This window comes from Solirubrobacter pauli, from assembly GCF_003633755.1.
Lineage (GTDB): Bacteria > Actinomycetota > Thermoleophilia > Solirubrobacterales > Solirubrobacteraceae > Solirubrobacter > Solirubrobacter pauli.
Window position 1 is genome coordinate 2,496,888 of the sequence record NZ_RBIL01000001.1, and the last position, 25,445, is coordinate 2,522,332.

The 25,445-nt window shown below is 72.3% G+C and carries 26 protein-coding genes; 18 read left to right on the forward strand and 8 right to left on the reverse strand.

Annotated elements, in window-relative coordinates; genetic code table 11:
- Nucleotide 1 precedes the first annotated feature (1 nt).
- From C8N24_RS11890 to C8N24_RS11910, 5 genes are all read left to right on the forward strand, one after another.
- A complete protein-coding gene (locus tag C8N24_RS11890) occupies nucleotides 2–1,024 on the forward strand; it encodes an ABC transporter ATP-binding protein (RefSeq protein WP_121250237.1) in 1,023 nt (340 codons plus the stop codon).
- Nucleotides 1,021–2,301 (forward strand): ABC transporter ATP-binding protein, encoded by a 1,281-nt coding sequence (locus C8N24_RS11895; RefSeq protein WP_121250238.1) that lies wholly within the window; start codon nucleotides 1,021–1,023, stop codon nucleotides 2,299–2,301. The genes C8N24_RS11890 and C8N24_RS11895 overlap by 4 nt, the downstream gene beginning before the upstream one ends.
- A gap of 102 nt (nucleotides 2,302–2,403) precedes the next feature.
- Nucleotides 2,404–5,046, forward strand: a complete 2,643-nt coding sequence (locus tag C8N24_RS11900; RefSeq protein WP_147447754.1) for a hypothetical protein — start codon at nucleotides 2,404–2,406, stop codon at nucleotides 5,044–5,046.
- 13 nt (nucleotides 5,047–5,059) lie between these two features.
- Nucleotides 5,060–5,443, forward strand: a complete 384-nt coding sequence (locus tag C8N24_RS11905; protein ID WP_121250240.1) for a hypothetical protein — start codon at nucleotides 5,060–5,062, stop codon at nucleotides 5,441–5,443.
- Nucleotides 5,440–5,982: a TlpA family protein disulfide reductase gene (locus C8N24_RS11910; RefSeq protein WP_121250241.1), complete on the forward strand. Its 543-nt coding sequence runs from the start codon at nucleotides 5,440–5,442 to the stop codon at nucleotides 5,980–5,982. Before C8N24_RS11905 ends, C8N24_RS11910 begins: the two co-directional genes overlap by 4 nt.
- Here C8N24_RS11910 and C8N24_RS33905 read toward each other — a convergent pair.
- Together C8N24_RS33905 and C8N24_RS11915 are read right to left on the reverse strand one after the other, a co-directional pair.
- On the reverse strand, nucleotides 5,979–6,140 hold the full coding sequence (locus C8N24_RS33905) for a hypothetical protein (protein ID WP_170179033.1): 162 nt from the start codon (nucleotides 6,138–6,140) through the stop codon (nucleotides 5,979–5,981). The genes C8N24_RS11910 and C8N24_RS33905 overlap by 4 nt on opposite strands.
- A gap of 53 nt (nucleotides 6,141–6,193) precedes the next feature.
- The gene (locus tag C8N24_RS11915) at nucleotides 6,194–8,431 is read right to left on the reverse strand and encodes a CocE/NonD family hydrolase (RefSeq protein WP_211339928.1); all 2,238 of its coding nucleotides are present in this window, start codon (nucleotides 8,429–8,431) and stop codon (nucleotides 6,194–6,196) included.
- Between the two features lie 165 nt (nucleotides 8,432–8,596).
- Here C8N24_RS11915 and C8N24_RS11920 point away from each other — a divergent pair, with 165 nt between their 5' ends.
- Complete coding sequence (locus C8N24_RS11920; protein ID WP_121250243.1) at nucleotides 8,597–9,961, forward strand: NAD(P)/FAD-dependent oxidoreductase; 1,365 nt, start codon at nucleotides 8,597–8,599, stop codon at nucleotides 9,959–9,961.
- Between the two features lie 39 nt (nucleotides 9,962–10,000).
- Nucleotides 10,001–11,188 (forward strand): TerC family protein, encoded by a 1,188-nt coding sequence (locus C8N24_RS11925; RefSeq protein ID WP_121250244.1) that lies wholly within the window; start codon nucleotides 10,001–10,003, stop codon nucleotides 11,186–11,188.
- On the opposite strand, the gene C8N24_RS11930 is transcribed toward C8N24_RS11925, so the two are convergent.
- The gene (locus tag C8N24_RS11930; protein WP_121250245.1) at nucleotides 11,185–11,847 is read right to left on the reverse strand and encodes an HD-GYP domain-containing protein; all 663 of its coding nucleotides are present in this window, start codon (nucleotides 11,845–11,847) and stop codon (nucleotides 11,185–11,187) included. The genes C8N24_RS11925 and C8N24_RS11930 overlap by 4 nt on opposite strands.
- 53 nt (nucleotides 11,848–11,900) lie before the next feature.
- On the opposite strand from C8N24_RS11930, the gene C8N24_RS11935 reads away from it, so the two are divergent.
- The gene (locus tag C8N24_RS11935) at nucleotides 11,901–12,542 is read left to right on the forward strand and encodes a hypothetical protein (RefSeq protein ID WP_121250246.1); all 642 of its coding nucleotides are present in this window, start codon (nucleotides 11,901–11,903) and stop codon (nucleotides 12,540–12,542) included.
- Here the strand turns inward: C8N24_RS11935 and C8N24_RS11940 are convergent.
- The 4 genes from C8N24_RS11940 to C8N24_RS11955 all read right to left on the reverse strand — a co-directional run bounded on the left by C8N24_RS11940 (nucleotide 12,496) and on the right by C8N24_RS11955 (nucleotide 16,699).
- Nucleotides 12,496–12,735 carry a (2Fe-2S)-binding protein gene (locus C8N24_RS11940; RefSeq protein WP_121250247.1) on the reverse strand — a complete coding sequence of 80 codons (240 nt, stop codon included), beginning with the start codon at nucleotides 12,733–12,735 and terminating at the stop codon, nucleotides 12,496–12,498. The two genes, C8N24_RS11935 and C8N24_RS11940, sit on opposite strands and share 47 nt — an antisense overlap.
- Nucleotides 12,732–13,898: an NAD(P)/FAD-dependent oxidoreductase gene (locus tag C8N24_RS11945; RefSeq protein WP_121250248.1), complete on the reverse strand. Its 1,167-nt coding sequence runs from the start codon at nucleotides 13,896–13,898 to the stop codon at nucleotides 12,732–12,734. The genes C8N24_RS11940 and C8N24_RS11945 overlap by 4 nt, the downstream gene beginning before the upstream one ends.
- A gap of 247 nt (nucleotides 13,899–14,145) precedes the next feature.
- Nucleotides 14,146–15,399 carry an aldehyde dehydrogenase family protein gene (locus tag C8N24_RS11950; protein ID WP_121250249.1) on the reverse strand — a complete coding sequence of 418 codons (1,254 nt, stop codon included), beginning with the start codon at nucleotides 15,397–15,399 and terminating at the stop codon, nucleotides 14,146–14,148.
- Entirely contained in the window at nucleotides 15,383–16,699 is a 1,317-nt protein-coding gene (locus C8N24_RS11955) for a replication-associated recombination protein A (protein WP_121250250.1), read from the reverse strand. The genes C8N24_RS11950 and C8N24_RS11955 overlap by 17 nt, the downstream gene beginning before the upstream one ends.
- A 19-nt stretch (nucleotides 16,700–16,718) precedes the next feature.
- Here C8N24_RS11955 and C8N24_RS11960 point away from each other — a divergent pair, with 19 nt between their 5' ends.
- The 4 genes from C8N24_RS11960 to C8N24_RS11975 are packed head-to-tail and all read left to right on the forward strand — an operon-like array spanning nucleotide 16,719 to nucleotide 21,404.
- Nucleotides 16,719–17,759 carry a chromate transporter gene (locus C8N24_RS11960; protein ID WP_121250251.1) on the forward strand — a complete coding sequence of 347 codons (1,041 nt, stop codon included), beginning with the start codon at nucleotides 16,719–16,721 and terminating at the stop codon, nucleotides 17,757–17,759.
- Entirely contained in the window at nucleotides 17,760–19,067 is a 1,308-nt protein-coding gene (locus C8N24_RS11965; protein ID WP_121250252.1) for a M20/M25/M40 family metallo-hydrolase, read from the forward strand.
- Nucleotides 19,054–19,851, forward strand: coding sequence for a DUF1385 domain-containing protein (locus tag C8N24_RS11970; protein WP_147447755.1), 798 nt, complete (start codon nucleotides 19,054–19,056; stop codon nucleotides 19,849–19,851). Before C8N24_RS11965 ends, C8N24_RS11970 begins: the two co-directional genes overlap by 14 nt.
- Before the next feature lie 50 nt (nucleotides 19,852–19,901).
- Nucleotides 19,902–21,404 carry an ATP-dependent metallopeptidase FtsH/Yme1/Tma family protein gene (locus C8N24_RS11975; RefSeq protein ID WP_121250254.1) on the forward strand — a complete coding sequence of 501 codons (1,503 nt, stop codon included), beginning with the start codon at nucleotides 19,902–19,904 and terminating at the stop codon, nucleotides 21,402–21,404.
- On the opposite strand, the gene C8N24_RS11980 is transcribed toward C8N24_RS11975, so the two are convergent.
- Nucleotides 21,390–22,220 carry a diacylglycerol/lipid kinase family protein gene (locus tag C8N24_RS11980; RefSeq protein ID WP_170179034.1) on the reverse strand — a complete coding sequence of 277 codons (831 nt, stop codon included), beginning with the start codon at nucleotides 22,218–22,220 and terminating at the stop codon, nucleotides 21,390–21,392. The genes C8N24_RS11975 and C8N24_RS11980 overlap by 15 nt on opposite strands.
- Before the next feature lie 91 nt (nucleotides 22,221–22,311).
- Between C8N24_RS11980 and mce the strand changes: the two genes are divergently transcribed.
- The 6 genes from mce to C8N24_RS12005 all read left to right on the forward strand — a co-directional run bounded on the left by mce (nucleotide 22,312) and on the right by C8N24_RS12005 (nucleotide 25,395).
- On the forward strand, nucleotides 22,312–22,713 hold the full coding sequence (gene mce / locus C8N24_RS11985) for a methylmalonyl-CoA epimerase (protein WP_121253143.1): 402 nt from the start codon (nucleotides 22,312–22,314) through the stop codon (nucleotides 22,711–22,713).
- Nucleotides 22,710–22,931, forward strand: coding sequence for a hypothetical protein (locus C8N24_RS33340; protein ID WP_147447757.1), 222 nt, complete (start codon nucleotides 22,710–22,712; stop codon nucleotides 22,929–22,931). The genes mce and C8N24_RS33340 overlap by 4 nt, the downstream gene beginning before the upstream one ends.
- A gap of 124 nt (nucleotides 22,932–23,055) precedes the next feature.
- The gene (locus C8N24_RS11990) at nucleotides 23,056–23,496 is read left to right on the forward strand and encodes a phosphatase PAP2 family protein (RefSeq protein WP_170179035.1); all 441 of its coding nucleotides are present in this window, start codon (nucleotides 23,056–23,058) and stop codon (nucleotides 23,494–23,496) included.
- Nucleotides 23,496–24,578: a redox-regulated ATPase YchF gene (gene ychF, locus C8N24_RS11995; protein WP_121250257.1), complete on the forward strand. Its 1,083-nt coding sequence runs from the start codon at nucleotides 23,496–23,498 to the stop codon at nucleotides 24,576–24,578. The genes C8N24_RS11990 and ychF overlap by 1 nt, the downstream gene beginning before the upstream one ends.
- Nucleotides 24,575–24,979: a cupin domain-containing protein gene (locus C8N24_RS12000; RefSeq protein ID WP_121250258.1), complete on the forward strand. Its 405-nt coding sequence runs from the start codon at nucleotides 24,575–24,577 to the stop codon at nucleotides 24,977–24,979. The genes ychF and C8N24_RS12000 overlap by 4 nt, the downstream gene beginning before the upstream one ends.
- Nucleotides 24,980–25,038: 59 nt before the next feature.
- A complete protein-coding gene (locus tag C8N24_RS12005; protein WP_121250259.1) occupies nucleotides 25,039–25,395 on the forward strand; it encodes a diguanylate cyclase domain-containing protein in 357 nt (118 codons plus the stop codon).
- The last annotated feature ends 50 nt before the right edge of the window (nucleotides 25,396–25,445 follow it).

Genomic DNA, 25,445 nt, shown 5'->3' on the forward strand with positions numbered 1-25,445 from the left:
GATGGCCGATCCCGTCCTGTCCCTGCGTGACCTGCGCATCTGGTACGGGGCCGAGCGCGGCGCCGTGCGCGCCGTCGACGGCGTGTCGCTGGACCTGATGCCCGGTGAGACGGTCGGCCTCGTGGGCGAGTCGGGCTGTGGCAAGTCCACGCTCGGCCGCGGCGTGATCGGCCTGCTCCCGGCGGGCGCGGGCCACGCCGGCGAGGTCTCCTACAAGGGCCGCAACATCCTGGACCTCAAGCCCAAGCAGCTGCGCTCGATGCGCGGCCCGGACCTGGGGATGATCTTCCAGGAGCCGATGACGCGGCTGAACCCGCTGATGCGGATCTCCGACCACTTCGAAGAGGTCCTGCGCATCCACGAGCCCAAGCTGGGCAAGAAGGAGACGCGCAACCGCGCGATGGAGGCGCTGCGCGGCATGGGCATCCCGCCCACGCGCTACAAGCAGTATCCGCACGAGTTCTCGGGCGGCATGCGCCAGCGGATCATGATCGCCCTCGCGCTCGTGCTGCGTCCGGCGGTGGTCGTGGCCGATGAGCCGACGACCGCGCTGGACGTGCTCGTCGAGGCGCAGATCCTGCGCATCCTCGCCGACCTGCGGCGCAACTTCGACACGGCGCTGCTGCTGATCACCCACAACCTGGGGATCGTCGCCGAGGCGTGCGACCGCGTGGCCGTGATGTACGCGGGCCGCGTCGTCGAGCAGGGCCCGGCGTACGACATCACGACCAACCCGTCGCACCCGTACTCGCGCGAGCTGCTGCGCTCGACGATCTCGCTGTCGACGACGTCGCTGCACTCGATCCCGGGCGCGCCGCCGGACCTCGTGTCCCCGCCGCCGGCCTGCCGCTTCCACCCGCGCTGCCCGGACGCGATGCAGGTGTGCGCCCAGCAGTGGCCGCCGACCGAGGCGACGAGCCCGGGCCGGCGCTCGGAGTGCTGGCTGCACGCCAAGGACCGGATCCCCGCGGGGCAGGACGCTCCGCTCGAGCGCGAGGCGCTGGCCGCCGCGGAGGAAGCATGAGCGCTCCCGTCGCCACCAAGAACCTGATCGAGGTCCGTGACCTCGAGGTGCACTTCGGCATCGCCTCGTCGTTCAAGTCGCGGCTGACCGGCCGCGGCGGCGCGACGGTGAAGGCCGTCGACGGCGTCTCGTTCGACCTGCAGGAGGGCGAGGTCCTCGGCCTGGTCGGCGAGTCCGGCTCCGGCAAGACCACGCTCGGCCGCGCGCTGCTCGGCCTCGTCCGGCCGACCGCCGGCAGCGTCAAGCTGCGCGGCGAGGAGCTCGTCGGCCTCCCGGAGCGCGAGCTGCGCCCCAAGCGCCGGCACCTGCAGATGGTCTTCCAGGACCCGCACGCGTCGCTGAACCCCGGCATGCGGCTGCAGACCGCGCTTGCGCATCCGCTGCAGATCCACAAGCTCACCAAGGGCGACGCGGAGACCGAGGCCCGTGTCCGCGAGACGCTGGAGCTCGTCGGCCTCTCGCCGACCGAGCGCTTCGCGGAGAGCTTCCCGAGCGACCTGTCGGGCGGCCAGAAGCAGCGCGCCGCCATCGCGCGGGCGATCATCACCAGCCCCGACCTCGTCGTCGCCGACGAGCCGGTCTCGATGCTCGACATGTCGGTCCGGGCGAAGATCCTCGACCTGATGATCGACCTCAAGCAGCGGATGGGCCTGACGTACGTGTACGTCACCCACGACCTCGCCTCGGCGAAGTTCTTCTGCGACCGCGTGGCGATCATGTACCTCGGCCGGATCGTCGAGATCGGGACCGTCGACGAGATCTTCGACGACCCGAAGCACCCGTACACGCAGGCGCTGATCCGCGCGATCCCGGAGCCCAACCCGGACAAGGCGCTCCCGCGCGACCTGCCGCGCGGCGAGATCCCCGACGCGGCGCGTCCGCCACTCGGCTGCTCGTTCCACCCGCGCTGCCCGAAGGCGTTCGAGATCTGCGGCTGGGAGTCGCGCGACCTGCGGGCGATCCTCGAGGAGCGCTGGGTGCAGGGCGGCGAGGACCTCTACAACGCCGAGCGCCCGCTCGTCGGCGACCTCGAGAAGCTCAACGTCGGCGACCACGACGCGTTCGTCCCCGCCGGCTCGGGCAAGGACCCGGGCACGCTGCTCGCGACGCTCGAGAAGATCCGCGACGAAGAGCCCGACGAGCCGCTGTGGAAGGGCGTCAAGGCGATGAGCGCGGAGGCGCACGGCGTGCGCGTCACGTTCGAGCCGGGCATCGACCCGCCGCTCTACGAGACGACCGGCTCCCGCGCCGCCTGCCTGCTCTACAAGCCCGATTAGACACAAGTCGGACCGCTCCGTCCAGGTTTCTGGCAGCTGCCGGACGACAGGACGGGGCGGGTCCGCGAGGCTTCTCCGGTACGTTCACGCAAGGAGGGGTCTGTGAGAGGTACTCTCGCCGCCGTCGTGGCGGCCTTCGCGTTGGTCGCCCCCGCGGCCGCGCACGCGGCGGTGCCTCCGCCGATCGATCCGCAGCAGGTGCAGGACCAGCAGGACATGACGTTCCAGGACTACAAGCCGGTCCCGGGCGTGGACTGGGCGACCAACGGCGCGGTCCCGAGCGTCCGCAAGGTCACGATCGCGCTCGTCGCGTTCGACTTCGAGGACCAGCCGTTCGTCATCACCCAGAAGAAGCAGAGCGATCCGTTCGGCAACCCGCAGATCGATCCGGTCAAGCGCGAGGACGTGCCGAAGTTCTACGCCGACTTCTACAACACGCCGAGCCCGCTCAACCAGGGGCACACGATCAACGGCTACTGGATGGAGCAGTCCGGTGGCCGCGTCGGCGTCACCGACGTCAAGACCTACGGCCCGTACCGGATGCCGAAGCGGCTCTACCAGTACGGGTTGAGCGACATCGGCCAGTCCGGCAAGCCGACCGGCAACGGCTGCCCGGCCGCGACGACCGTGGTCGGCGCGCACACGGCGACGCAGACGATCGCGGTCGAGGACTCGGCGTTCTTCTACGTCGGTGACGTGATCCAGTTCGGCGCCGTCACGCCGACCGGCAACAAGACCGTCACCGCGATCCCGGACGCCACGCACATCACCGTCAGCGTGCCGATCACGGTCGCCGCCGGCACCGCCGTGCAGGACTGCAACTTCTCCAGCAACCAGTTCAACCAGGACGCGACCGCGCTCTGGAACGCGGACACCGGCTGCGCCGCGACCAACTGCGGTCAGACCGTCCACCTGTACATGTACGCCGGCTACGACGAGACGTCGGTGTGGCAGGAGTTCGGCGAGATCATGTTCCAGAACAAGGAGGACGTCCCGCACGAGGTCTGGGGCAACCCGAACCCGAAGAAGCCCAACTGGGTCGCCTCCCGCTACGTCGACTGGACGTCGTGGTTCGCCGGTGAGCAGCAGTGGGGCGAGTCCTCGATCCGCCAGGGCGAGAGCTCGGGCACGATCACGCACGAGATCAGCCACAACATCTTCTCGGTCGGCGACAACAACAACAACCCGTACGTGACCCCGTACCGCCGTGTCGGCTCGGGCACCTGGGACATGATGGACCGCGGGTCCTTCAACGGTCCCGGCGGTCCGCACAACCGCTGGCAGGTGCCGGCCCTGTACGGCGGCTCGATGGGGGCCGAGCACACGCTGCGCTCGAAGGTGGGCATGGGCTTCGTGCCCAACTCGTCGGTGCTGCGGCTCAACCGCAACGGGCTCGCGCAGACCGGCCTCGCGGTCGCGGACGTGATCGCGCGCGCGGCCAACGCCGAGCCGCTGCCGACCGGCGTCCGCGCCGGCGTGCAGGTCTTCCTCGACGGCCCCGCGCCGGTCGACAAGACGCCCGCGTGCAACATCAACGCCGACCCGCTGTGCGACGGCGGCACCTGGACGAACTACTCGCTGGAGACCGTCCAGCGCGTCGGCTACGGATCGTTCGGGGCCGACCAGGGTGTGCTGATCGCCAAGAACAAGGCGTGGGCGGCCGGCGCGACGCGCGGCACCGAGGGCAGCTCCTGCGGCTACAACTGCTTCACCTGGGTGCAGGACGCGCACCCGGAGGACATGAACACCGTCGACTACTACAAGCCGAACGGCACACCGGTGATGCGCACCGTCGCCGACTACCGCCAGCTCAACGACGCGCTGTTCCACGCCGGCACGAACTCGGGCTCCTCGTACGAGTTCACCGACGCGGCCAACGACCTGAAGTTCTACGTGGTCGACAAGTACAAGGACGCCCGCGGGCTCGACCACTACATCCTCGGCATCCAGAACCCGAAGGGCGCCGGCCCGCAGACGCGCGGCGTGCAGGTCGCGACCGCGTCCGGTGACGCGCTCAGCACGTGCACGTTCAAGGTGACGAACACGGGCGCGGCGGCGACGACCGACCCCGCGCTGCACCCGCAGGACGAGACCGCCTCGCTCGACAGCGACATCTACCGCCTGTCGGCCTCCGCCTCCGGCACGGGCTGGAAGGCGGAGCTGCGCAACGCGCTCGCCACCGCGAAGTTCGGCGAGAGCGTCGACGTCCCCGTCTACATCACCAAGGGCACGGGCGCGAGCAACACCGTCACGCTGACCGCGACCTCGGTCAGCGATCCGAGCAAGACCGCCACGGCGACGTGCGCGGCGACGCAGACCGACGGCACCGTCGGCGGCACCGTGCCGGCGACGCTGTCGCTCACGCTCGGCGCGCCGGCGGACTTCGGCGCCTTCCAGCCCGGCGTGGCGCGGGACTACTTCGCCTCCACCCCGGCGAAGGTGACCTCGACCGCGGGCGAGGCGCTGCTGAGCGTGGCCGACGCCTCCTCGGTCTCCACCGGCTACCTGGTCAACGGCGCGCACGCGCTCAAGCAGCCGCTGCAGAGCCGCGCGCGCAACACCGCCAACACGGGCACCGCGTACAACAATGTGGGTTCCGGGCTCAACCTGCTGACCTGGAGCGAACCGGTCGCCAACGACGAGGTGTCGCTGGACTTCAAGCAGACGATCGGCCTCAACGACCCGCTGCGCACGGGTGCCTACGCCAAGACGCTCACGTTCACGCTCTCGACGACCAACCCGTAGCGGGTCGGTCGTCGTGCTCGCCGCCGCGGCCCTGTTGACGGGGTGCGGCGGCGGGGAGCCGGACGGGCTGGTGCTGCAGGTCGTGGCGCCGGACGCCGTCCTGCGGGAACTCGGGGAGGCCTGCTCGGGCGGCGACCCGTTCTCGTACGCGCACGCGACCGCGCCGTACTCGCTCGCCGACGCGTCCGGGAAGGTCGTCGTGCGCGCCGAGCTGCCCGAGGGCGACGCGAAGGCCGCCTTCAACCACGACCCGGGAGTGGACCGCGTGCCGACGTTCTGCGCGTTCACCGTGCACGCCGACGTCCCGGCGTCCGGGCGCTACACGCTGCGGCTGGGCGAGAGCCCGCCACGGGAGTTCGGCTTCAAGGACGGGAAGGCGATGGTGGTTCTGAATTGAGGCGGCTGGCGATCCTGGCCGCGACGTTGGCGGTGGCGGGGTGCGGCGGCGCGTCGTACGACGGAGGCCGTGACCGCCTGCCCGGGCCGGTGCCCGACGACGTCACCTTCGCCCCGGTGGAGAGCACGGCGGTCGCGCCGCCGATCGCGATGAAGCTGCTCGACGGGACGTCCTTGGACGTGGCCACGCTGTGGCGGGACCGCCCGGTGGTCGTCTTCTTCATGGCTTCCTGGTGCAGCCGCTGCGGGACCCAGCAGGAGGTCTTCGCGCCGATCATCGAGCGCTACGGCGACGCGGTCGGCTTCGTCGGCGTCGCCGGGCGGGACAAGGCCGAGCCGCTGAAGCGGTGGGTCGCCGACCATCAGGTCGGCTACCCCGTCGGCACCGATCCGGACCTGGCGATCTGGCGGCGCTACGCGGTTCGCACGCCGCCGGCGGTCGCGGTCGTCGCGCCCGGCGGCAAGCTGATGCGTGGCTGGCCGGGCGGCGCCACCAGCGAGGAGCTCGAGTCCGCGCTCGAAGCGGTCGTCAAGGACTAGCGGTCGCGGGCGCGGCGGCTGCGGATCAGCGCGCCCGCGGCGATCGCCAGCGTGATCACGGCGGGGATCGCGCCCCACGGCATCGGGATCCAGAAGCTCAGCAGCGCGCAGATGAGCGCGATGACGACGAGGATCGTGTCGCGGCGATCGGCGCTCATGGCCGACAACGGTACCCGCGGGGACGCGTGCGGCGTCCCCGCGGGTGGCCTGCTTACGGCGTTGTCGTGCTGAGCGTGAAGGTCAGCGTCTTGCTGTAGCTGCCGGTCCGGAGCGGATCGGTCTTCTTCACGAGCTGCTTGAAGTTGACGTCGACCTTCTCGTTCGACGTCGGGCCGTTCCAGGTGGACTTGCTCAACGCGACCTGGAGCGGCTCGGGGAGCGTGAACGCGCCGTTGGCCAGGTGGCCCGGGTCGCTCACGGTCAGGGTCGCGTCACCGGCGGTGGAGATCACCGTCGCGTCGGTCTTGGCCGTGTACTCCTGATCGACGCCCGGGGTGAAGGCGCCGAACGAGGCCGGGGCGCCGAGCGCGAGGCTCAGCGTGGCCGGGACGGTGCCGCCGACCGGCGCCTCGACGGCCTCGCCGAACAGGCCCGCCTGGACGGCGGCGCTGTAGCCGCCGACGATCGGCAGCTGCACCTTCGACCGCTTCGTGTCGATGGTGACGTCGGTCTGGGTCATGCCGTTGACCGAGCCGTAGCCGCTGTGGTTGGCGCCGATCACGATGCCGACGCGGTGGCCGGCGGCGAACGTGAAGTCCTCCGGCAGCATCGGCCAGCTGAACGTGTAGGAGCCGCCGATCGTGACGGGCTCGGCGATCCGCAGCGAGTTGCGGTTCGAGGAGTCCATCATGCCCTTGGTCACGCGCCACTGGGTGACGGTCTGCTGCGGCTTGGTCGTCTCCTTGAAGCAGCCCGTGTCGTCCGGCACCGAGCCGCCCCAGCAGTTGACGACCGCGTCGGCCGGGGTCGAGACGCCGTCGCCGGAGCGGGTGGTCTGCGTGCTCGGGCCGTAGTCGACGATGAACGCCGTCAGGTTCGACTGCGTCTTGCTCAGCGACGCCTGCAGGTCGATGATCGCCGTGCCCGACAGGCGTAGCGGCTTCTTCAGCGGCGGCGACAGGAACATGCGCTTCTGGCCCTGCTGGGTCGCGTTGCTCGTGAGCGACAGGTAGTTGTTCTCGCTCAGGTTGTTGTCGCGGAACGTCGTGGTGGCGTCGGCGCCGCCCGAGAACGCGCCGAGCGTCTGGCCGGCCGCGCCGTTGCTCTGCAGGAACACGTCGGTCATCTTCGTGCCCGGGATCGGCCAGTCCGTGTGGCTCTCCCACACGTCCTTGCTGACCTCGATGTCGACCGCCGGCTCGCTCGTGATCCCGTTCTGGATGCCGTAGAGCTCGTGGTCGAACCAGCGGTGGATCGTGTCCACCCAGACGGCGCGACGGCCGTCGAACGGGTCGACGTGGCCCTGACGCAGGATCCACAGCTTGCGCGTGACGCCGCGCTCCTTGAGCCCGTACCACCACTTGGAGAAGTGGTCGGCGCGGACGTTCTCGTCCTGGACGCCGTGCGTGATGAACACGCTCGCCTTGACCTTGTCGAGGTCCTTCAGGTAGTCGCGGACCGCCCAGAAGTCGCTGTAGTCGCCGGTCGCGTCGCCGTCGTTGCGGTCCAGCTCGTCGCGGACCGGCTTGCAGTAGTCGCGCCGGTCCGGGTTCGTGACCGTGCTGGCGAGGCTCTGCAGGTAGTGGTTGCCGCGCTGCACGACGCCGTTGGTGCGCGTGTAGTCGTAGTACGAGGCGATGGCGGAGATCGGGACGATCGTGGTCAGGCCCTCGACGCCGGACGCCGCGACCGCGTTGGCCAGCGTGCCGTCGTAGGACTTGCCGATCAGGCCGGTCTTGCCGTTGTGCCAGTCGGCTTTCACCTCGTTGCCGGCCTTGTCGACGCCCTTCGTCCGGCCGTTGAGCCAGTCGATCACGACCTTGGCGCTCAGGTTGTCGGACTCGTCGTGGACGGTCGGGCAGCCGGTCGAGTTGTTGGTCCCGATCATGTCCATGAGGATCACGGCGTAGCCGCGCGGGACGAAGTAGTTGTCGTAGAACAGCGGCCACAGGTCGAGCAGGCCGTCGCCGTCGTAGTCGCGCTTGAGCTGCGACTCGTTGCCGCGCCCGAGCGTCGAGTAGTACGGGCTCGGGTCCATGATCACCGGCGCCTTGAGGCCGGTGGACGTGGCCTTCGGCCGCTTGATGTCGATCGCGATGATGTCCTTGACGCCGTTCTTGTCGGAGTCGTAGGGCGATTCGATGAACACGCGCTCGCGGATCGCGTCCGCGTAGCCGAACACGGGCGACGTCTTGCCGCCCTCGAGTACCGGCGCGGTCTGCGCCATGGCCGACGGTGCACCGACCAGGGTGGCGGCGACCACCGCCGCGGCGAGGCCCACTCGCCGCATATTGCCTCTCATAGAGCAACCCTCCTTGGGATCCCGATGAGAGTCCTACTCGCGTGGCGGGGGCCGGTCAATCGCCTGCGCGTAGGTTCCGGCAGATCGTGCAACGGCGCCCGGGAACGTTCGACAACTGCCGGTATATGAGGGGCGGAGGCGACCGTACGCTCGATGGCGATGATGGAGGAGTTGCACGTCGACGTGGCCGTCGTCGGGGGCGGCCCGGCGGGCATGAGCGCCGCGCTGGCCGCGGCGCGGGCGGGCCGCAGCGTCGCGCTGATCGACGAGTACGCCGCGCCCGGCGGGCAGATCTGGCGCCGTCGCTTCGACGAAGTGGGTGAGGCCGCCCCGCGTTCCTTGCCCGGCGCGGCGCGCGAGCTGTGCGCCGCGCTCGCCGACTCGAGCGTCCGGGTGCTGTCGGGCACGTCCGTCTGGGCGGCGACGACGCGGCCGGAGGCCTCGGGTCCCGGAGAGGGGTATGCGGCTGAGCTGCTGCTGACCGGCGGCCCGGTCGAGCGCGTGCGCGCGGGGGCGGTCGTGCTGGCCACCGGCGCGTACGACCGCCCGGTCGCCTTCCCCGGCTGGACGTTGCCCGGCGTGATGACCGCCGGTGGCGCGCAGGCGCTGGCGAAGGGGCAGGGCGTCGTGCCCGGGCGGCGCGTGCTGCTCGCGGGCGCGGGGCCGTTCCTGCTGCCGGTCGCGGCGCAGCTCGCGGCGCGCGGCGCGAAGGTCGTGGCGGTCGCCGAGGCGTCGCGCCGGCGCGACTGGGCGCGCGTGAGCCCGCGCATGGCCGGCCATCCCGACAAGCTGCGCGAGTACCTCGGCTACCGGCGCCGGGTGCGCCGGATCGAGTGGGGCCACGTGCTCGTCCGCGCGGAGGGCTCCTCACGCGTGGAGTCGGCGACGATCGCCGAGTGCGGTCCCGACTGGGCGCCGACCGGCCGTGAGCGCACGTTCGCGGTGGATGCGGTCTGCACGGCCTACGGGTTCCTGCCGTCGGTCGACCTGGCGCGCGCGCTCGGCTGCGCCCTGCGCGGCGACGCGGTCGCCCACGACGCCGACATGGCCACCTCGGTCCCGGGCGTGTACGTGGCCGGCGAGGCCTCGGGCATCGGCGGCGCCGACCTCGCCCAGGCCGAGGGTGAGCTGGCGGGCCGGATGGCCGCTGGGGACGGCCGCGGCACGCCCGGCCTGACGGCCCTGCGTGCACGGCGCGCGAGGCTCGCCTCGTTCGCGGGCATCCTCGGCGAGCTCTTCGACCCCCGGCCGGGCCTGCGGACGCTCGCCACGCCGGACACGATCCTGTGCCGCTGCGAGGACGTCACCCAGGGCACGGTCGACGCGGCGGTCGCCGGCGGCGCCACGTCGATGTCGGCGCTGAAGGTCGTCACCCGCTGCGGGCAGGGCCCGTGCCAGGGGCGCACGTGCGAGCGGCTCGTCGCCGCGCGCCTGCCGGAGGAGCCCGCGCGCTTCAGCTCGCGGGCGCCGATGCGGCCGGTCCAGCTCGACGTGCTGATCAAGACCGCCGCGGACTGACGCCGCACCGCGTCGCCCGGTGCGGCACCATGCCGAGCCGTGGACGCCTCTCCTCTCGCCTGGGCCCTGACCCTGGCCGGCATCGTCGGCCTGCTCGCGTTCGACTTCGTCTTCCACGTGCGCAAGGCGCACGTGCCGACGTTGCGCGAGGCGGCGAGCTGGTCGGCCCTCTACGTCGGGATCGCGATCGCGTTCGGCGTCGGCGTGATGGTCATCGGCGGCACGACCATGGGCACGGAGTACTTCGCCGGCTACGTCACCGAGAAGGCGCTCTCGGTCGACAACCTGTTCGTCTTCCTGATCATCATGACCAGCTTCGCGGTGCCGCGCGCGGACCAGCAGAAGGTCCTGCTGTTCGGCATCGTGTTCTCGCTGATCGCCCGCACCGGGTTCATCTTCCTCGGCGCGGCGCTGCTCAACTCGTTCGCCTGGGTCTTCTACGTGTTCGGGCTGATCCTGCTGATCACGGCCGGCAACATGCTGCGCCCGAGCTCCTCGGAGAGCGAGTCGAGCGACAACATCGTCGTCCGCGTTGCCCGTCGCCTGTTCCCGACCACGAGCGAGTACGACGGCGACAGGCTGTTCACGGTGGTCGACGGCCGGCGCGTGCTGACGCCGATGCTGCTGGTGATGGTCGCGATCGGCGGCACCGACATCCTGTTCGCGCTCGACTCGATCCCGGCCATCTTCGGGCTCACCCAGAACACGTTCATCGTGTTCACCGCGACGGCCTTCTCCCTGCTCGGCCTGCGCCAGCTCTACTTCCTCATCGACGGCCTGCTCGACCGCCTGGTCTACCTCGGCTACGGGCTGGCGGCGATCCTCGGCTTCATCGGCGTCAAGCTCATCCTGCACGCCCTGCACGAGAACAACGTGCCGTTCATCAACGACGGCGAGCACGTGGAGGTGACCGAGATCAGCACCGGGCTGTCGCTGGTCGTGATCATCGGCGTGCTGGCGGTCACGGTCGCCGCGTCGCTGCTCAGCCGGTGGGGCCGCGCGCAGAACACGATCGCGGCGGCGCGCCGGCACGCCAAGGAGTACCTGGAGGTCGAGAAGACCGACACGGCGCACCGTGAGCGGATCTTCGCCGCCTTGTGCGCCGAGGAGGCGCAGCTGAAGCTGCTGCCCGAGAAGTACCGTCGCCGGATCCGCGAGGAAGAGCAGCTGATGGGCCTGCTGCGGCGCGCGCACGACGCGCACGCCGTCGAGACGGCACGGGCCTAGTCGTCGAGCTGCGCGGCCAGCTCGGCGATCCGGGCCGCGTGCGCGGCCTCGCCGGCCGGCAGCACCCGCGTGACGAACAGCTCCACGAGCGCGGGGTCCAGCTGCGACCCCGCGACGAGGCCGAGCTCGTGCAGGGCGAGGTCCGCCGGCAGCGCCAGCCGGTAGCCGTCGGGCGCCGTGAGCGTGTCGTAGACCTCCGCGACGGCCAGGATCCGCCCGGACAGCGGGATCCACTCGCCGGCGAGCCCGTTGGGATAGCCGTCGCCGTCGTAGCGCTCGTGGTGGGACAGCACGGCCTCGGCGACCGCACGCATCCCCGGCAGGCGCAGCATCAACCGGACGCCGTCGACGGGATGGCGCTCGACGAGCTCCCGCTCGCCCGGCTCCAGCTCACGGCGCTCGAACAGCAGGTGGTCGCGGAAGGCCAGCGTGCCGAGGTCGTGCAGGAGGCCGGCGGTGCGCACCACGGTCCGCTCCTCCGCCGTCAGTCCCGCGGCGCGCGCGAGCTCGCCGGCGTAGTGGGAGACCGCGGCCGCGTGCCGCCCCGCGGCGGGCACGCGCTGGGTGAGCATCGCGAGCAGCACCCCGGCCACCGGGTCCAGCTGCGGCAGCGGCTCCCGGGTGGTCTTGTCCCGTTTGAGCGTCCAGATCGTCGGCATTCACCTGGAAGAGTCCGGCGCGAGCGTCGCTGATACCTGAATATGGTGAAGCCGTGCACGCGGTCCGCGCACTCCTCATCGTCGTGTGCGCGTTCGTGGTCGGCAGCGGCATCGCCGCGATCCCGTACTGGGAGAACGACCCGTGCAGCGGCTTCTACGTGGAGGTCGGGCCCGGGGTCACCTGGGTCACGCAGCTCGTCCCGTACGGCACCCGTTGCGAGCGCGAGGCCGCCGGCGGCTGGGAGACCGTGAATGGTCTCGTGCCGAGCACGGGCGAGTGGGCCGCATGGTTGGCGGTCACGACGGTGGTGCTCGCGGCGGCGTGGCGGTGGCGGCGCTTCGCGTCCGCGCGCGGCGCGGCCCTCGCTACGGCGGTTCTCGGCGTGTTCGGCCTCGTCGCGCACCAGGCCGAAGGCGTCGTCGCGCTGATGGGCGCGGTCGTCCTCGGCGCACCGGTCGTGCTGGCGGGCGACCGCCTGCTGCGGCCGGCGGCGGGCTGGCCGGTCTCGCTCGTCCTGGGCGCGAGCCTGCCGCTCGTCGTGATGGCCGTGTGGTTCACCCCGGGCCTGATGGGCTACGAGGAGGTGGCCGCCGTGCTCGTCCTGCTCGCGGGCGCCGGGACGGCCGCCGCCGCGGAGTGGCTCGTGCCTAGGTTCGTCCGGTCGTCACGGTCATCCCCGCCGCGACCGGGGTGACGCACGCGCGGGCGACCGCGCCGTCGACGACGACGCGGCACTCCTGGCAGACGCCGATGCCGCAGAAGAGGCCGCGGGGCGTGCCGGAAGGGGAGTTGCGCAGGGCCACGCGGCCCGCGGTCAGCAGCACCGCGGCCAGGGACTGACCGGCCGGCGCCTGCAGCGCCGTGCCGTCCACGGTGAGCTCGATCACGTCGCCGCCAGCTCCACCGGGGCGAAGCGGTCCGGCGAGTACCAGGACAGCGGGACCTGGGTGCCGGAGCCGGTGTACCAGTCGGCGACGAGCTCGCCGGTCGCGGGCGCGAGGCCGATGCCGGCGCCCTCGTGGCCGGTCGCCACGCAGATGTTGCTCGCTTCGGCGAAGGGGCCGATGATCGGGATGTGGTCCGGCGTCAGCGGGCGCAGGCCGGCGTACACGCGCAGCGCGCGCGCCTCACGCAGGATCGGGAAGAAGCGGGCCGCGCGAGCGGCGATCGCGCCGGCGACGGAGATGTCGACCTCGCGGTCGAAGCCGACCTGCTGGCGGGAGGAGCCGAGCAGCGCGGTGCCCGAGCCCGTCGACTCGACGACCATGGCGATCGCCAGCGCGGCGTCGTTGCCACCCTCGACGGCGGCGACGTAGCCGGCCTCGCTGAGCTTGCGGCGGAACACGACGGGCGAGCGCTCGAGCACGACGATCTGGCCCTTGCGCGGCTCCACCGGGACGTGCAGGCCGCAGTCCTGCAGCAGCTGGCGCGTCCAGACGCCGGCGGCGATCACCACCGCGCCGGCGGGGACGAAGCCGTTGGCGGTCTCGACGCCGGTCGCGCGACCGGACGGGTCGCGGACGATCCGGCGGATCTCGGTGTCCAGCTGCAGCTCGGCGCCGAGCGCGACGGCCGCGCGGACGAGCGCGGCGGTGGCGAGCCGGGGCTCGAGCTGGGCGTCGCCGGTGTAGAGGACGCCGCCCGGGAGGTCGTGGGCGGAGTGCGGCTCCTCGCGGCGCAGCCCGTCCGCGTCGAGCACCTCGCCGTGCACGCCGAGGCCGGCGAGCACCTGGGCGCGCTCGGCCGAGGCGATCATCTCCGCCTCGGTCTCGGCGACGACGACGCTGCCCTTGCGGTCGTACTCGAAGTCGTCCGGTAGGCGCTCGGCCAGCGACTGCCACAGCTCCGCGGAGCGCAGCGCCAGCGGCAGCTCGCGCTCGAGCTCCTTGTCCCAGGCGAGGACGTTGCCCTCGCACGCGCCGGAGCTCCCGGACGCGACGTACGCGCGGTCCAGGATGCGCACGCGGACGCCGGCGGCGGCCAGGTGGTAGGCGCAGGCCGCGCCGACGACCCCCGCGCCCACCACGACGACGTCGGGGCTGCTGGACATGACGCGAGCCTAGGGGGAAGGTGGGGTCACAGCCACCATCCCAACGTCCAAGAATGCGGCGAACGCCTGCGAGGAATGTCGAAACGGAGCCGGTGTCTTAGACATTCGCCTGAAAGCCGCCCGAACGAGTTCGACAGATCGTCGTTGTGCACGGTCGCGGCGCCGGACGAGAATGCGCGCAAGGGACCTAGGGTCCGTGAGGGGTGTGTGCAAAGCGGTGGGGCCGGTTGCGGAGGGGCACCGGCCTTCACCGTTCCTTCTTGCGTGCCGCGCGTGCCAACGCGCTCGCCGTCGCCTTCAGCGCCGGCCACCGATGCGCTTCCCGCCCGTGGCGGACCTCGGCCAACGTCCGCTGCGCCGCCAGCAGGTCCTGATCCGCGGGCAGCCGCGGCGTGCCGGGCGCCCACGCCGCGCGCCACTCCAGCTGCCGCGGCACGACATGACGCGCGATCCGCGTGGGCACCGCGGTCGTGGCGATCCCGTGCCGCCCGACCCACGTCGCGGGCGACGGCAGCCGCCGCGAGATCCGCTCGCCCTTGGCCAGGTCCTGCGCCCACACGGACACGGGCGCGTCCCGCGCGTGGGCGACGGCGAGCTCGATCGCCTCCTCGCTGCCTGCCGCCTCGACGACGACCAGCGTCGGCGCGTCGGGCGGGGAGAGGAACCGCTCGTCGTCCGCGTCGACGACGAGGACCGTGGGGCACGGCGGGTCCGCGGCGCTCTCGCCGCCGGCGGGCGGCGTCCACGCGATGTCCGTCTCCGCGGCGCGCGGGTCGCCCACGCGCAGCGCGCTCGCGGCCTCCTCCAGCGCGGGCACCAGGCCGGGCACGGCGTCGCGGACCATCACGAGCCGGCCGGCGGCGGCCGGGTGGCGCCCGAAGCCCGCCCACACCGCGGCCTCCACCACGCGCTCGCGCGGCGCGCCCGCGAGCACGAGCAGCATGCCGCGGCGGCCCGGGCGGGGCAGGTCCACGACCCGGTGGCAGACCGCATCGAGGTCGGCGTCCTCGGGCGCGACCGTCAGCAGCTCGCCGGGGATGCCCGCGCGCAGGAAGATCGCCCGCAGCCGCGGCACGACCGCCGCGAGCACGACGGCGTTGCCGGCCAGCAGCGCGGCGGCGGCCTCGAGCGCCGGCTCGGCGAACGGCGACGCGGACGGTCCGCGCACGCCCACCAGGCCGACCGGCGCCTGCAGGACCCGGGTCGAGCGGCCGAGCAGCAGCGTGCTGCGTGGGGTCAGCCGGGTGTCGGCCAAGGCGCGCGGACCGTCGTCGGCCAGCGCCCGCAGGCCGCGCGCGGCCGGCAGCAGGTCGGAGACGAGCAGCTGGGAGCGCGGCCAGCCGGTCTCCTCGGCCAGCCGGGGCGCGAGCTCGTCCAGCTCGTCGAGCAGCGCGACCGACGCGCGCCGGATGTACCGGGCCCGGGCGGCCACGGGCAGCAGCGCCCACAGCGGATGCGCCCGCCGCGCCGCCTCGATCTCCGCGCTAAGCGTCGCGGCCACGGGCGTTCCGGATCCGCTTCAGGCGCTCGGCCAGCTCGGGCTCGGCGTCGCCCGGGTCGAAGAAGCGCACGTGCTCACGGCCCTCGGGCAGGTGCTCCTGGTCGTTGACGTGGCCCGGGTGGTCGTGCGGGTAGTCGTAGCCGATGCCGCGGCCGAGCTTCTTCGCGGCCGGGTATGCGGCGGTCCGCAGCGCGGTCGGCGGGATCTTCGCCCCGTGCTCTTTGATCTCCGCCCGCGCGCGTCCGAAGGCCGTGCCGGCGACGTTGGACTTGGGCGCCATCGCCAGGTAGATCGTCGCCTGCGAGAGCGCGTAGGTGCACTCCGGCAGCCCGACGTGCTCGACCGCCTGCGCGGCGGCGACCGCGACGCTCAGCGCCTGCGGGTCCGCGTTGCCGACGTCCTCCGACGCCAGCACGATGATCCGCCGCGCGATGTAGCGCGGGTCCTCGCCGCCCTCGATCATCGCCGCCAGGTAGTAGAGCCCGGCGTCGGGGTCGGACCCGCGCACGGACTTGATGAACGCGCTGATGTAGTCGTAGTGCTGGTCGCCGGCCTTGTCGTAGCGCAGGGCCTTGCGCTGCATCGCGTCCTCGGCGTCGGCGAGCGTCACGGGCTCGCCGGTCCGCGCGGCGGTGTCCAGCGCCAGCTCTAGCGCGTTCAGCGAGGACCGCGCGTCCCCCGCCGAGCGCGAAGAGATGAACTCGATCACCTCGGTGGACACGCTGGCCCCCACCTCGTCGAGCGCGCGCCGCAGCAGGCCCGCGATGTCGTCGGGCGTCAGCTCCTGCAGCTCGTAGATCTGGGCGCGCGAGATGAGCGCGGAGTTGACCTCGAAGTACGGGTTCTCGGTCGTCGCGCCGACCAGCACGACCAGCCCTTCCTCCACCGCCGGCAGCAGCGCGTCCTGCTGGGCCTTGTTGAAGCGGTGGATCTCGTCGAGGAAGAAGATCGTGTGCCGGCCCGAGCGCCGCCGCTCGCGCGCCCGCTCCATCACCTCGCGCACCTGCGCGCGCCCCGCCTCGACCGCCGACAGCTCCTCGAACGCCGCGTCGGCGTACTCGGCGAGCATCCGCGCGAGCGTCGTCTTGCCGGTGCCGGGCGGCCCGTAGAGGATCATCGAGTGCGGCTCGCCCGACTGGATCGCGGTGCGCAGCGCGCTCGACGGGCCGAGCAGATGCGTCTGCCCCACGAACTGCTCGAGCGTCCGCGGCCGCATGCGCGCCGCCAGCGGCTGGTCGGCCGCCGCCTGTGAAGGACTCGTTGCCGGCGGCTCCTCGGGCAGGTCGAAGAGACTTCCCATGCGCTAAGTATGCGGGCCGGTGGCCTCCGTCCCCCTCACCACGGTGCTGCGCGAGTGGGGCCGCATCGGCGCCCTCGGCTTCGGCGGCCCGCCCGCCCACGTCGCGCTCTTGCGCGACCTCACGGTCGAGCGGCGCCAGTGGATCGACCAGCGCGAGTTCGAGGACGCGTTCGCCGCCTGCAACCTGCTGCCCGGCCCGGCCAGCACGCAGATGTCGATCTACTGCGCCCAGCGCGTCGCCGGGCGCACGGGCGCGCTGGTCGGCGGCCTCGCCTTCATCCTGCCGGGGCTCATCGTCTGCCTCGTGATCGCCGCCGTCGCCCTGCAGGGCACGCCGCCCGCCGCGGTCGACGCGTTCGGGATGGGCGCGGCGGCGGCGGTCGTCGCGGTCGTCGCGCAGGCCGGCCTGAAGCTGATCGACCCGCGCCGCGGACTCCCGTACGTGATCGCCGGCGTGCTTGGTGCCGCGCTGACCGGGCCGTACGTCGTCGCGATCCTGCTCGCCGCCGGCCTGTGCGAGCTCGGCCGCCACAAGTTGCTGAGCGTCGCCTGGCCGGCGCTGATCTGGCTCGCGGCGAAGGTCGGCGCGCTGTCGTACGGCGGCGGCTACGTGATCATCCCGCTGATGTACGGCGACGCCGTCGAGGCGCACGGCTGGCTCACCGAGCAGGCCTTCGCCAACGCGGTCGCGTACGGGCAGATCACGCCCGGCCCGGTCACGCACACGGTCGCGCTCGTCGGCTACGGCGCCGGCGGCCTCGCTCCGGCGCTCGTCGCCACCGCGGTGGCCTTCGCGCCCAGCTTCGCCTTCATCATGCTCGGCGCGCGCCACTTCGGCCGCCTGCGCACGAGCCCGAACGCGCGCGCGTTCCTCGACGGTGCCGGGCCGGCCGCCGCCGGAGCGATCCTCGGCGCGGCCGTGCCGCTCCTCACCGCGATCGACGTGACGTGGCAGTGGTTCGTGCTCGCGGCCGCCGCCGTGGCGCTGTTGCTGCGCGTCCCGCCGCTCGCCGTGCTGGTCGGCGGCGCGTTGGCGGGCGTCGCCACTACGCTCTTCTAGATGGGGCTCGCCGAGGAGTTGCAGGACGAGACCGCTGAGGTCCTGTCCCGCCTGATCCGCTTCCAGACCGTCAACCCGCCGGGCAACGAGCGCGAGTGCATCGAGTGGCTCGCGGGCTATCTGGAGGACGCCGGGCTGCGGGTGGAGATCGCCGGCGCGGAGCCCGAGCGCCCGTGCCTGGTGGCCACGCTCCAACGCGGTGAGGGTCCGACGCTCGGTTACCTGAGCCACGTCGACACCGTGCTCGCCGACCCGCAGGACTGGACGGCCGACCCGTGGGGCGCCGAGATCCGGGACGGCTTCCTGTACGGCCGCGGCACGATCGACATGAAGAACCAGACGGCCGCCGAAGCCGTCGCGGCCGCGCACCTCGCCCACAGCGGCGCGCGCTTCGCCGGCACGCTGAAGGTCATCGCCGTGCCCGACGAGGAGACCGGCGGCGAGCTCGGCGCGCAGTGGATCACCGAGCAGCGCCCGGACCTCTCGCGCGTGGACTACCTGCTCAACGAGGGCGGCGGCGCGGTGATGCCGTTCGGTGACCGCCGCCTATACGGCGTCTGCGTGGCCGAGAAGGGCACGTTCCGCTTCAACGTGCGCACGTCCGGCACCGCCGCGCACGCCTCCGTGCCCGGTCTCGTCCAGAACGCCCTGCTCGAGCTCGCCCCGCTGATCACCAAGCTCGGCAGCGGCCGGCCCGGCTTCGACCTCACGGAGGCCACGCACGCGCTGCTGGACGCGCTCGGCGAGTCCCCCGACGACCCGGCCGGCGCCGTCGAGCGGGTCCGGCAGGTCGCGCCGAAGCTCGCGCCGCTGCTCGACGCGGCGATGAGCGTCACGTTCGCGCCGACGATCGTGTCCGCGGGCGAGAAGATCAACGTGATCCCGGCCCGCGCCCAGGTCCGTGTGGACTCGCGCGTCCCGCCCGGGATGGGCCAGGACGTCGCGCTCAAGCGGGCGCGCGAGGTGCTCGGCGCCGACGGCTACGAGCTCGAGTTCACCGAGGCCGTCGTCGGCAACCGCTCGCCGGTCAAGTCGCGCCTGATGGACGCCATCGCCGACTGGGTGGGCGACCACGACCCGGGCGCCGAGGCCGTCCCGACCGTCCTGCCCGCCTTCACCGACAGCCGCTGGTTCCGGGCCGCGTTCCCGGACTGCGTCGCCTACGGCTTCTTCCCCCAGCGCCACCAGACGCTCTACGAGACCTGGCCGCTGATGCACTCGCACGACGAGCGGATCGACGTGCGCGACCTCGGCTTCGCCGCCGCGTTCTTCCACGACCTCCCCGGGAGGCTCCTTGCCGGTTCCTGAAGACAAGCTGCGCCTGGGCGGGATGGCCCTGCGCAACGGACTGCTCGTGCACGGCCCGTCCAAGTGGGCGGTCGCGATCCGCTCGAGCGACGGCACGGTCAAGGTCGCGTCAGGGCACAAGCCGCGGGTGACCGAGCTCGACGGCATCCCGGGGGTGCGCGGGCTCGTGCGGCTCGCGGAGTCGTTCGCGGTGATCCCGCTCGTCAAGAAGGGCCTGCCCGAGGCCAAGCTCGCGTTCGAGAACCCGGCCGTGATCGGCGTCGCGGCGGCCGCGTCGTTGACGGGCACCCAGATCAAGCGCCGCCTGGGCGGGACCAAGGGCGAGCTGGCGAGCGCGCTCGTCGGCCTCGCGCCGGCCGTCTTCGCGCTGCGCGGGGGTGAGCTCGCCGCCTACCACGGCGTCGAGCACAAGGCCATCGCCGCCTACGAGGCCGACGACGAGGACGCGCGCGACGCGACCAAGGAGCACGAGCGCTGCGGCTCGCACCTGATGGCGCCGATGATCGCGGCCAACGTCGTCGGCACGCTGCTGCTCAAGAAGGCGATGGAGAAGCCGACGCCGCTCGCCGGCGGCGCGATGTCCCTCGCGGCCACCGCCGCGGCGGTCGAGGTCTTCGCCTGGAGCGAGCGCCACATCGACTCGCCGGTCTCCAAGGCGCTCAAGAAGCCGGGCTACGAGCTGCAGCGCGCCTTCGGCACCCGCGAGCCGGACGAGCGCCAGCTGGAAGTGGGCCGCGCGGCGCTCGCCGAGATCTTGAGGGCCGAGGGCGCAGACTCGAACTAGGGTCCAGACCCCCTACTCATCCCGGCTGATCCGAGCCACACTCGGTGGTCATGGGTGCGTGGGAATCGATTAAGGGCTTCATCCTCCTGTGGGGCCCGATCATCTTCATGGGGATCATCGCCTTCGCGGTCTGGAAGCTGATGCAAGCCATGCCGCGAACGAAGCCGATCGAGATCAAGCCCGGCTCGAACGCGGTCAGCTGGGACGAGGTCGCGGGGGCCGACGAGGCCAAGGCCGAGCTGGCGGAGGTCGTCGACTTCCTCAAGCAGCCGAAGAAGTTCCGCGAGATGGGCGCGACCGTGCCCGCAGGCGTGCTGCTGCACGGCCCGCCCGGCACCGGCAAGACGCTGCTGGCCAAGGCGGTCGCCAGCGAGTCCGGCCGGCAGTTCTTCGCGCAGTCGGCGTCCAGCTTCGTCGAGATGTACGCCGGCCTCGGCTCCAAGCGCATCCGGCGGCTGTTCAACGAGGCCCGCAAGAACGCGCCGGCGATCGTCTTCATCGACGAGATCGACGCCGTCGGCGCCGCGCGCGGCTCCGACAACAACTCCGAGCGCGAGCAGACCCTCAACCAGCTGCTGGTCGAGATGGACGGGTTCGGCACCACCGGCGACGTCGTCGTGATCGCGGCCTCCAACCTGCTCGAGAAGCTCGATCCCGCGCTGCTGCGCCCCGGCCGCTTCGACCGCCAGATCCTCGTCTCCGCGCCGGACGTGGCGGGCCGCGAGGCGATCCTGAAGGTGCACACGCGGACCAAGCCGGTCGAGAACGTGGACTTCGAGAAGATCGCGCGCCAGACGGCCGGGCTGACCGGCGCGGACCTCGCGAACATCGCCAACGAGGCCGCGATCCGCGCCGTCCGGGAGGACCGGGCGCTGCTCACGCAGGAGGACTTCGACGGCGCGCTCGAGCGGGTCGTGGCGGGCATGCAGTCGCGCCGCCGGCTGACCGAGCACGAGCGCCGCGTGATCGCCTTCCACGAGGCCGGCCACGCGCTCTGCGCCGAGCTGCTGCCGGGCGTGGACCGCACGCACAAGATCTCGATCGTCCCGCGCGGGAAGGCGCTCGGCTACACGCTGCACTTCCCGGAGGAGGACCGGTACCTGAAGACGCGGTCCGAGCTGCTGGACCAGATGACCGCGCTGCTCGGTGGCCGGGCCGCCGAGGAGATCATCTTCGGCAGCGTCACCAACGGCGCCTCCAACGACCTCAAGCAGGTCGCGCGGATCTCGCGCTCGATGATCCACGAGTGGGCGATGGGCACGTCGGTCGCCGCGCTGCAGCTCGTCGAGGAGGGCGGCGCCGTCTCCGACCGCACGCGTGAGCTGCGCGACGCCGAGCAGCAGCACCTGGCCGACGAGGCGATGCGCCGCGCGACCAAGCTGCTCAAGGACCACCGCCCGCAGCTCGACCAGCTCGCGCAGCTGCTCCTGCGCCACGAGGTGCTCGAGCGCGCGGACATCGAGCGGGTCATGGAAGGCGTCGCGATCCCGCTGCGCACCGGCCACACCGGCCTGCGCGTGGCGGCCGCGAAGCCCTCCTCAGGCGACCACTAGCCGGAACGCGTTCGCGGTGGCGGTCACGTAGTCGAGGCCGCCATCGACGAACTCGCCGTCGCAGTTGAGCTCGGAGCCGGGCGGCAGCTCGACCTCGACGACCTTGCCCTCGAAGTGGGCGACCCGCCGCTGGCGCTCGATCGTCTTCGTCCGCAGGCCCCAGGCGCGGCGGGCAAGGCCGATCCGCGTGCCCGCGGGGACGATCACCACGTCGAGGTCGCCGTCGGTGGCGTCGGCGGCGCCGATGCCGCTGCCGCCGCCGAACGCGCCCGTGCAGGCGACCATCACCTGCCAGGCGCCCCCGGCGAACACCTCGTCGTGGTCGACCACGACGCGGATCGTGAGCGGCGTGCCCGTCGCGGCGGCGCGCACGGCGCCGATCCCGTAGGCGAGCGGGCCGTAGCGCGACTTCAGCGGCTGCGCGCGGCGTCCGGCGACGCTCGCCAGCCCGGCGGAGGCGACGTTGACGAACGGGCGGCCGGTCGAGAGCCGCCCGAGCTCGAGCGGGCGCAGGTCGGTGCCGTCGCGTGCGAGCGCGAGCGCGGCCTGCAGGTCGAGCGGGATGCCGTTGGCGCGGGCGAAGTCGTTGGCGGTGCCGGTCGGCAGCACGGCGAGCGGCACGTCGAGCCGCCCGGCGAGCGCGGCGACCGACCCGATCGTCCCGTCCCCGCCCGCGACGACGATCCGCTCGGGCGCGAACGCCGCGACGGCGTCCTCGTCGTCCGGGCCGAAGATCTCGGCGTCGAGCGCCGCGTTGAGCGACGCGGGATCGGTACCGCTCCCGGAGGCGCGATTGGCCACCAAGGCGGTCTTCACGACGCCCAAGGGTAGGTGGTCGGCTCCCCACGTCCGCGCACCGCCTGGACGGCACGCGGACGCGCGGAACCAACCACTAGACTCGCTCCGCGTGTTCGGCCGCATCGACCACATCGGGCTCGCGGTCGCCGACCTCGAGTCCGCGATCGAGCTCCACACCCAGGCGTACGGCATGCCGCTCGTGCACCGCGAGACGATCGCGGAGCAGGGCGTCGAGGCCGTGCTGCTGGACGTCGGCGAGAGCCACGTGGAGCTGCTCCGGCCGCTTGCGGACGACACGCCGGTGGGGAAGTTCCTCGCCACCCGTGGCCCTGGACTGCACCACGTGGCCTACGGGGTCGCGGACGTGGACGCCGCGCTGGAAGCGGCGCGCGGGGCGGGGCTGCGGCTGATCGACGAGACGCCACGAGCGGGCATCCGGGGCACGCGGGTTGCGTTCCTGCACCCCAAGACCGCCGGTGGCGTCCTGACCGAGCTAGTGGAGGCACATTGAGTTCCAACGCCGTACGTCGCACCGCGCTCGGGTTCCAGGGCGGCCAGGTGCTGTCCCTGCGCCTGCCCGAGGAAGTCCTGACCAACCTGCGCACCACCCTGCGAGAGGGCAAGGACCGCTGGGTCGAGGTCGAAGCCGCCGATGGCGCTGTCCTGGTCGATGTCGGCCAGGTCGTCTACCTCCGCGTTGAGTCGGACGAGCACCGCATCGGCTTCTAGGCGAGAGCTGCGAACCCTGGCCGAGGCACCGAGCAGCGTTCGCTTTGAGCATCGCTTCGCGGATGCTCGGGTCCGGGTCCGGTTCAACGCGGTCGACCTCGCGCTCTACCGGCGCGCGCGGTCGATGGCGCACGGACCGGACGCCGTCGCGTTGGTGCGGCGGTACTCGAAGCTCGGCGAGCACGGCGCCGTCTGGCTCGCCGTCGGAGCGGGCGGCGCGCTGCTCGACCGGCGCCGCCGGCGCCACTGGATGCGCTCGACCGCCACGGTCGGCGCCGCCTATCTCACGTCCACCTCGATCAAGATGGCGATCGGTCGCAAGCGACCGGCCGTCGAGGATTTGCCGCACCTGATGGCCACACCCACCGGTCTTTCCTTCCCGTCGTCGCACTCGACGTCGTCGTTCGCCGCCGCCCGCGCGTACGGCTCGCTGATCCCGGGCGCGCCGCTGCAGGTCGCGGCCGCCGCGATGGCGTTCAGCCGGCTGTACCTCGGCGTCCACTACCCGTCCGACATCGCCGCGGGCGCGGCGCTCGGCACGCTGATCGGAGGACTCGGGCGATGATGAAGGTCGGCCTCGTGGGGATGCCCAACGCGGGCAAGTCCTCGCTGTTCAACGCGCTCTCCCAGGCGGGCGCGGAAGCGGCGAACTACCCCTTCACCACGATCGAGCCCAACGTGGCGACCGTCCCGGTCAAGGACCCGCGGATGGAGCAGGTGGCCGAGACCGTCGGCGCCTCCAACATCGTCTGGGACACGATCGAGTTCCACGACATCGCGGGCCTGGTGGCCGGCGCGTCCAAGGGCGAGGGCCTCGGCAACAAGTTCCTGGCGAACATCCGCGAGTGCGACGCGATCCTGCACGTCGTCCGCTGCCACACCGACGAGAACGTGATCCACCCGGAGGGCAAGGTCGACCCGGCGTCGGACATCTCGACGATCGAGACCGAGCTGCTCTACGCCGACCTGGACTCGGCCGAGCGCCGCCACTCCCGCGTGGTCCGCGACGCCCGCTCGGGCGACAAGGTCGCGATCGCCGAGGAAAAGTGGCTGCGCGACGTGATCGAGGCGCTCCAGGCGGGCCAGCCCGTGCGCACCGTCCCGGTGCCGGACGCCGCGCCCGACGCGGGCCGCAACCTGTCGGCGCTGACGGCCAAGCCGGTGTTGTTCGTGGCCAACGTCAACGAGGGTGAGGACGCGGTGCCGTCGGTCGTCGCCGACCACGCGGCCGCCACCGGCGCCGGCGCGGTCGCGATCTCGTCCCGCATCGAGGCCGACCTGGCCGACATGGGCGACGACGAGGAAGCCGACGCGATGCGCGAGGAGCTCGGGATCGGCGAGTCCGGCCTGCACCGCGTGGTCAACGGCGCCTTCGGGCTCCTGCACCTGCTCGCGTTCTTCACCGCCGGCGAGGACAAGCCCGCGCAGACCTGGCATCTGCGCGAGGGCCTGACGGTCTGGCACGCGGCCGGGCAGATCCACACGGACATCCAGAAGGGGTTCGTGCGGGCCGAGGTGATCGGCTGGGACGCGCTCGTCGACGCCGGCGGCTACGCCGCCGCGCGTGACCGGGGCACGCTGCGCATCGAGGGTCGCGACTACCTGATGAAGGACGGCGACGTGATCACGATCAAGCACACCGGATGAGCGACTACACGGTCCTGCGCGCGGCTGACGCGCCCGACTTCACCGGCGACGCGCCCGGCGCGTTCCTCGGCTACGGCCGGCCGATGGGCGCCCAGCAGGTCGCGTTCAACGTCCGCGTGCTCGAGCCTGGGACGGCCAACGTCCCGCCGGGGTACGACCCCTCGCTCGGCCACAGCCACACCGAGGTCGAGGAGATCTACTTCGTCATCGACGGCGAGATCGTGGTCAAGGCCGGCGAGGACGTGCTGACCCTCGGCCCGCGCGACGCGATCCTGCTGCCCGCGGGAACGCCCCGGGCGGTGCGCAACGAGTCAGACGCGGAGGCCGCGTTCGCGATGGTGTCGGTCAAGATGGCCGACCCGGTCGCGGGCTCCGCCTTCCACGAGGGCTTCTGGCCCTGACCTCGGATTAGGTCGAAACAAATCCACCGCGCAGGCTGAACCGCGGGTAGTGTCGCGGCGTGAACCGGCGCTTCGTGCTGCCCGGCCCCGACGTGGGGCGCCTGTTGCTGGACCGGCTGATCGCCGAGGGCGTGCGCTACGGGCGGGACTTCGCGCTCGTGCGGATCAGCGTGCCGCTGGGAACGGCTGACGCGATCGCGCCGCTGCTCTCCGCCTGCTTGCGGGACGCGGACGTGATCGTCCGCTGGGAGGCCGACGAGCTGCTGGCCCTGCTTCCCGCGACCGACCGGCCGGGCGCCGAACGCGCCGCGGAGCGGCTCCGCGAGTGCGTGGACGTGAAGATCGCGGTCGGTGCCGCGCATTGGGTCGGCGACACCGCGTACGACCTGCTCGCGCGCGCCGAGCCGAAGCACTGAGGAATTGATGTTCATGTGAAGCGAGTGAGGGGTACAGCCGCCTCCGGAAC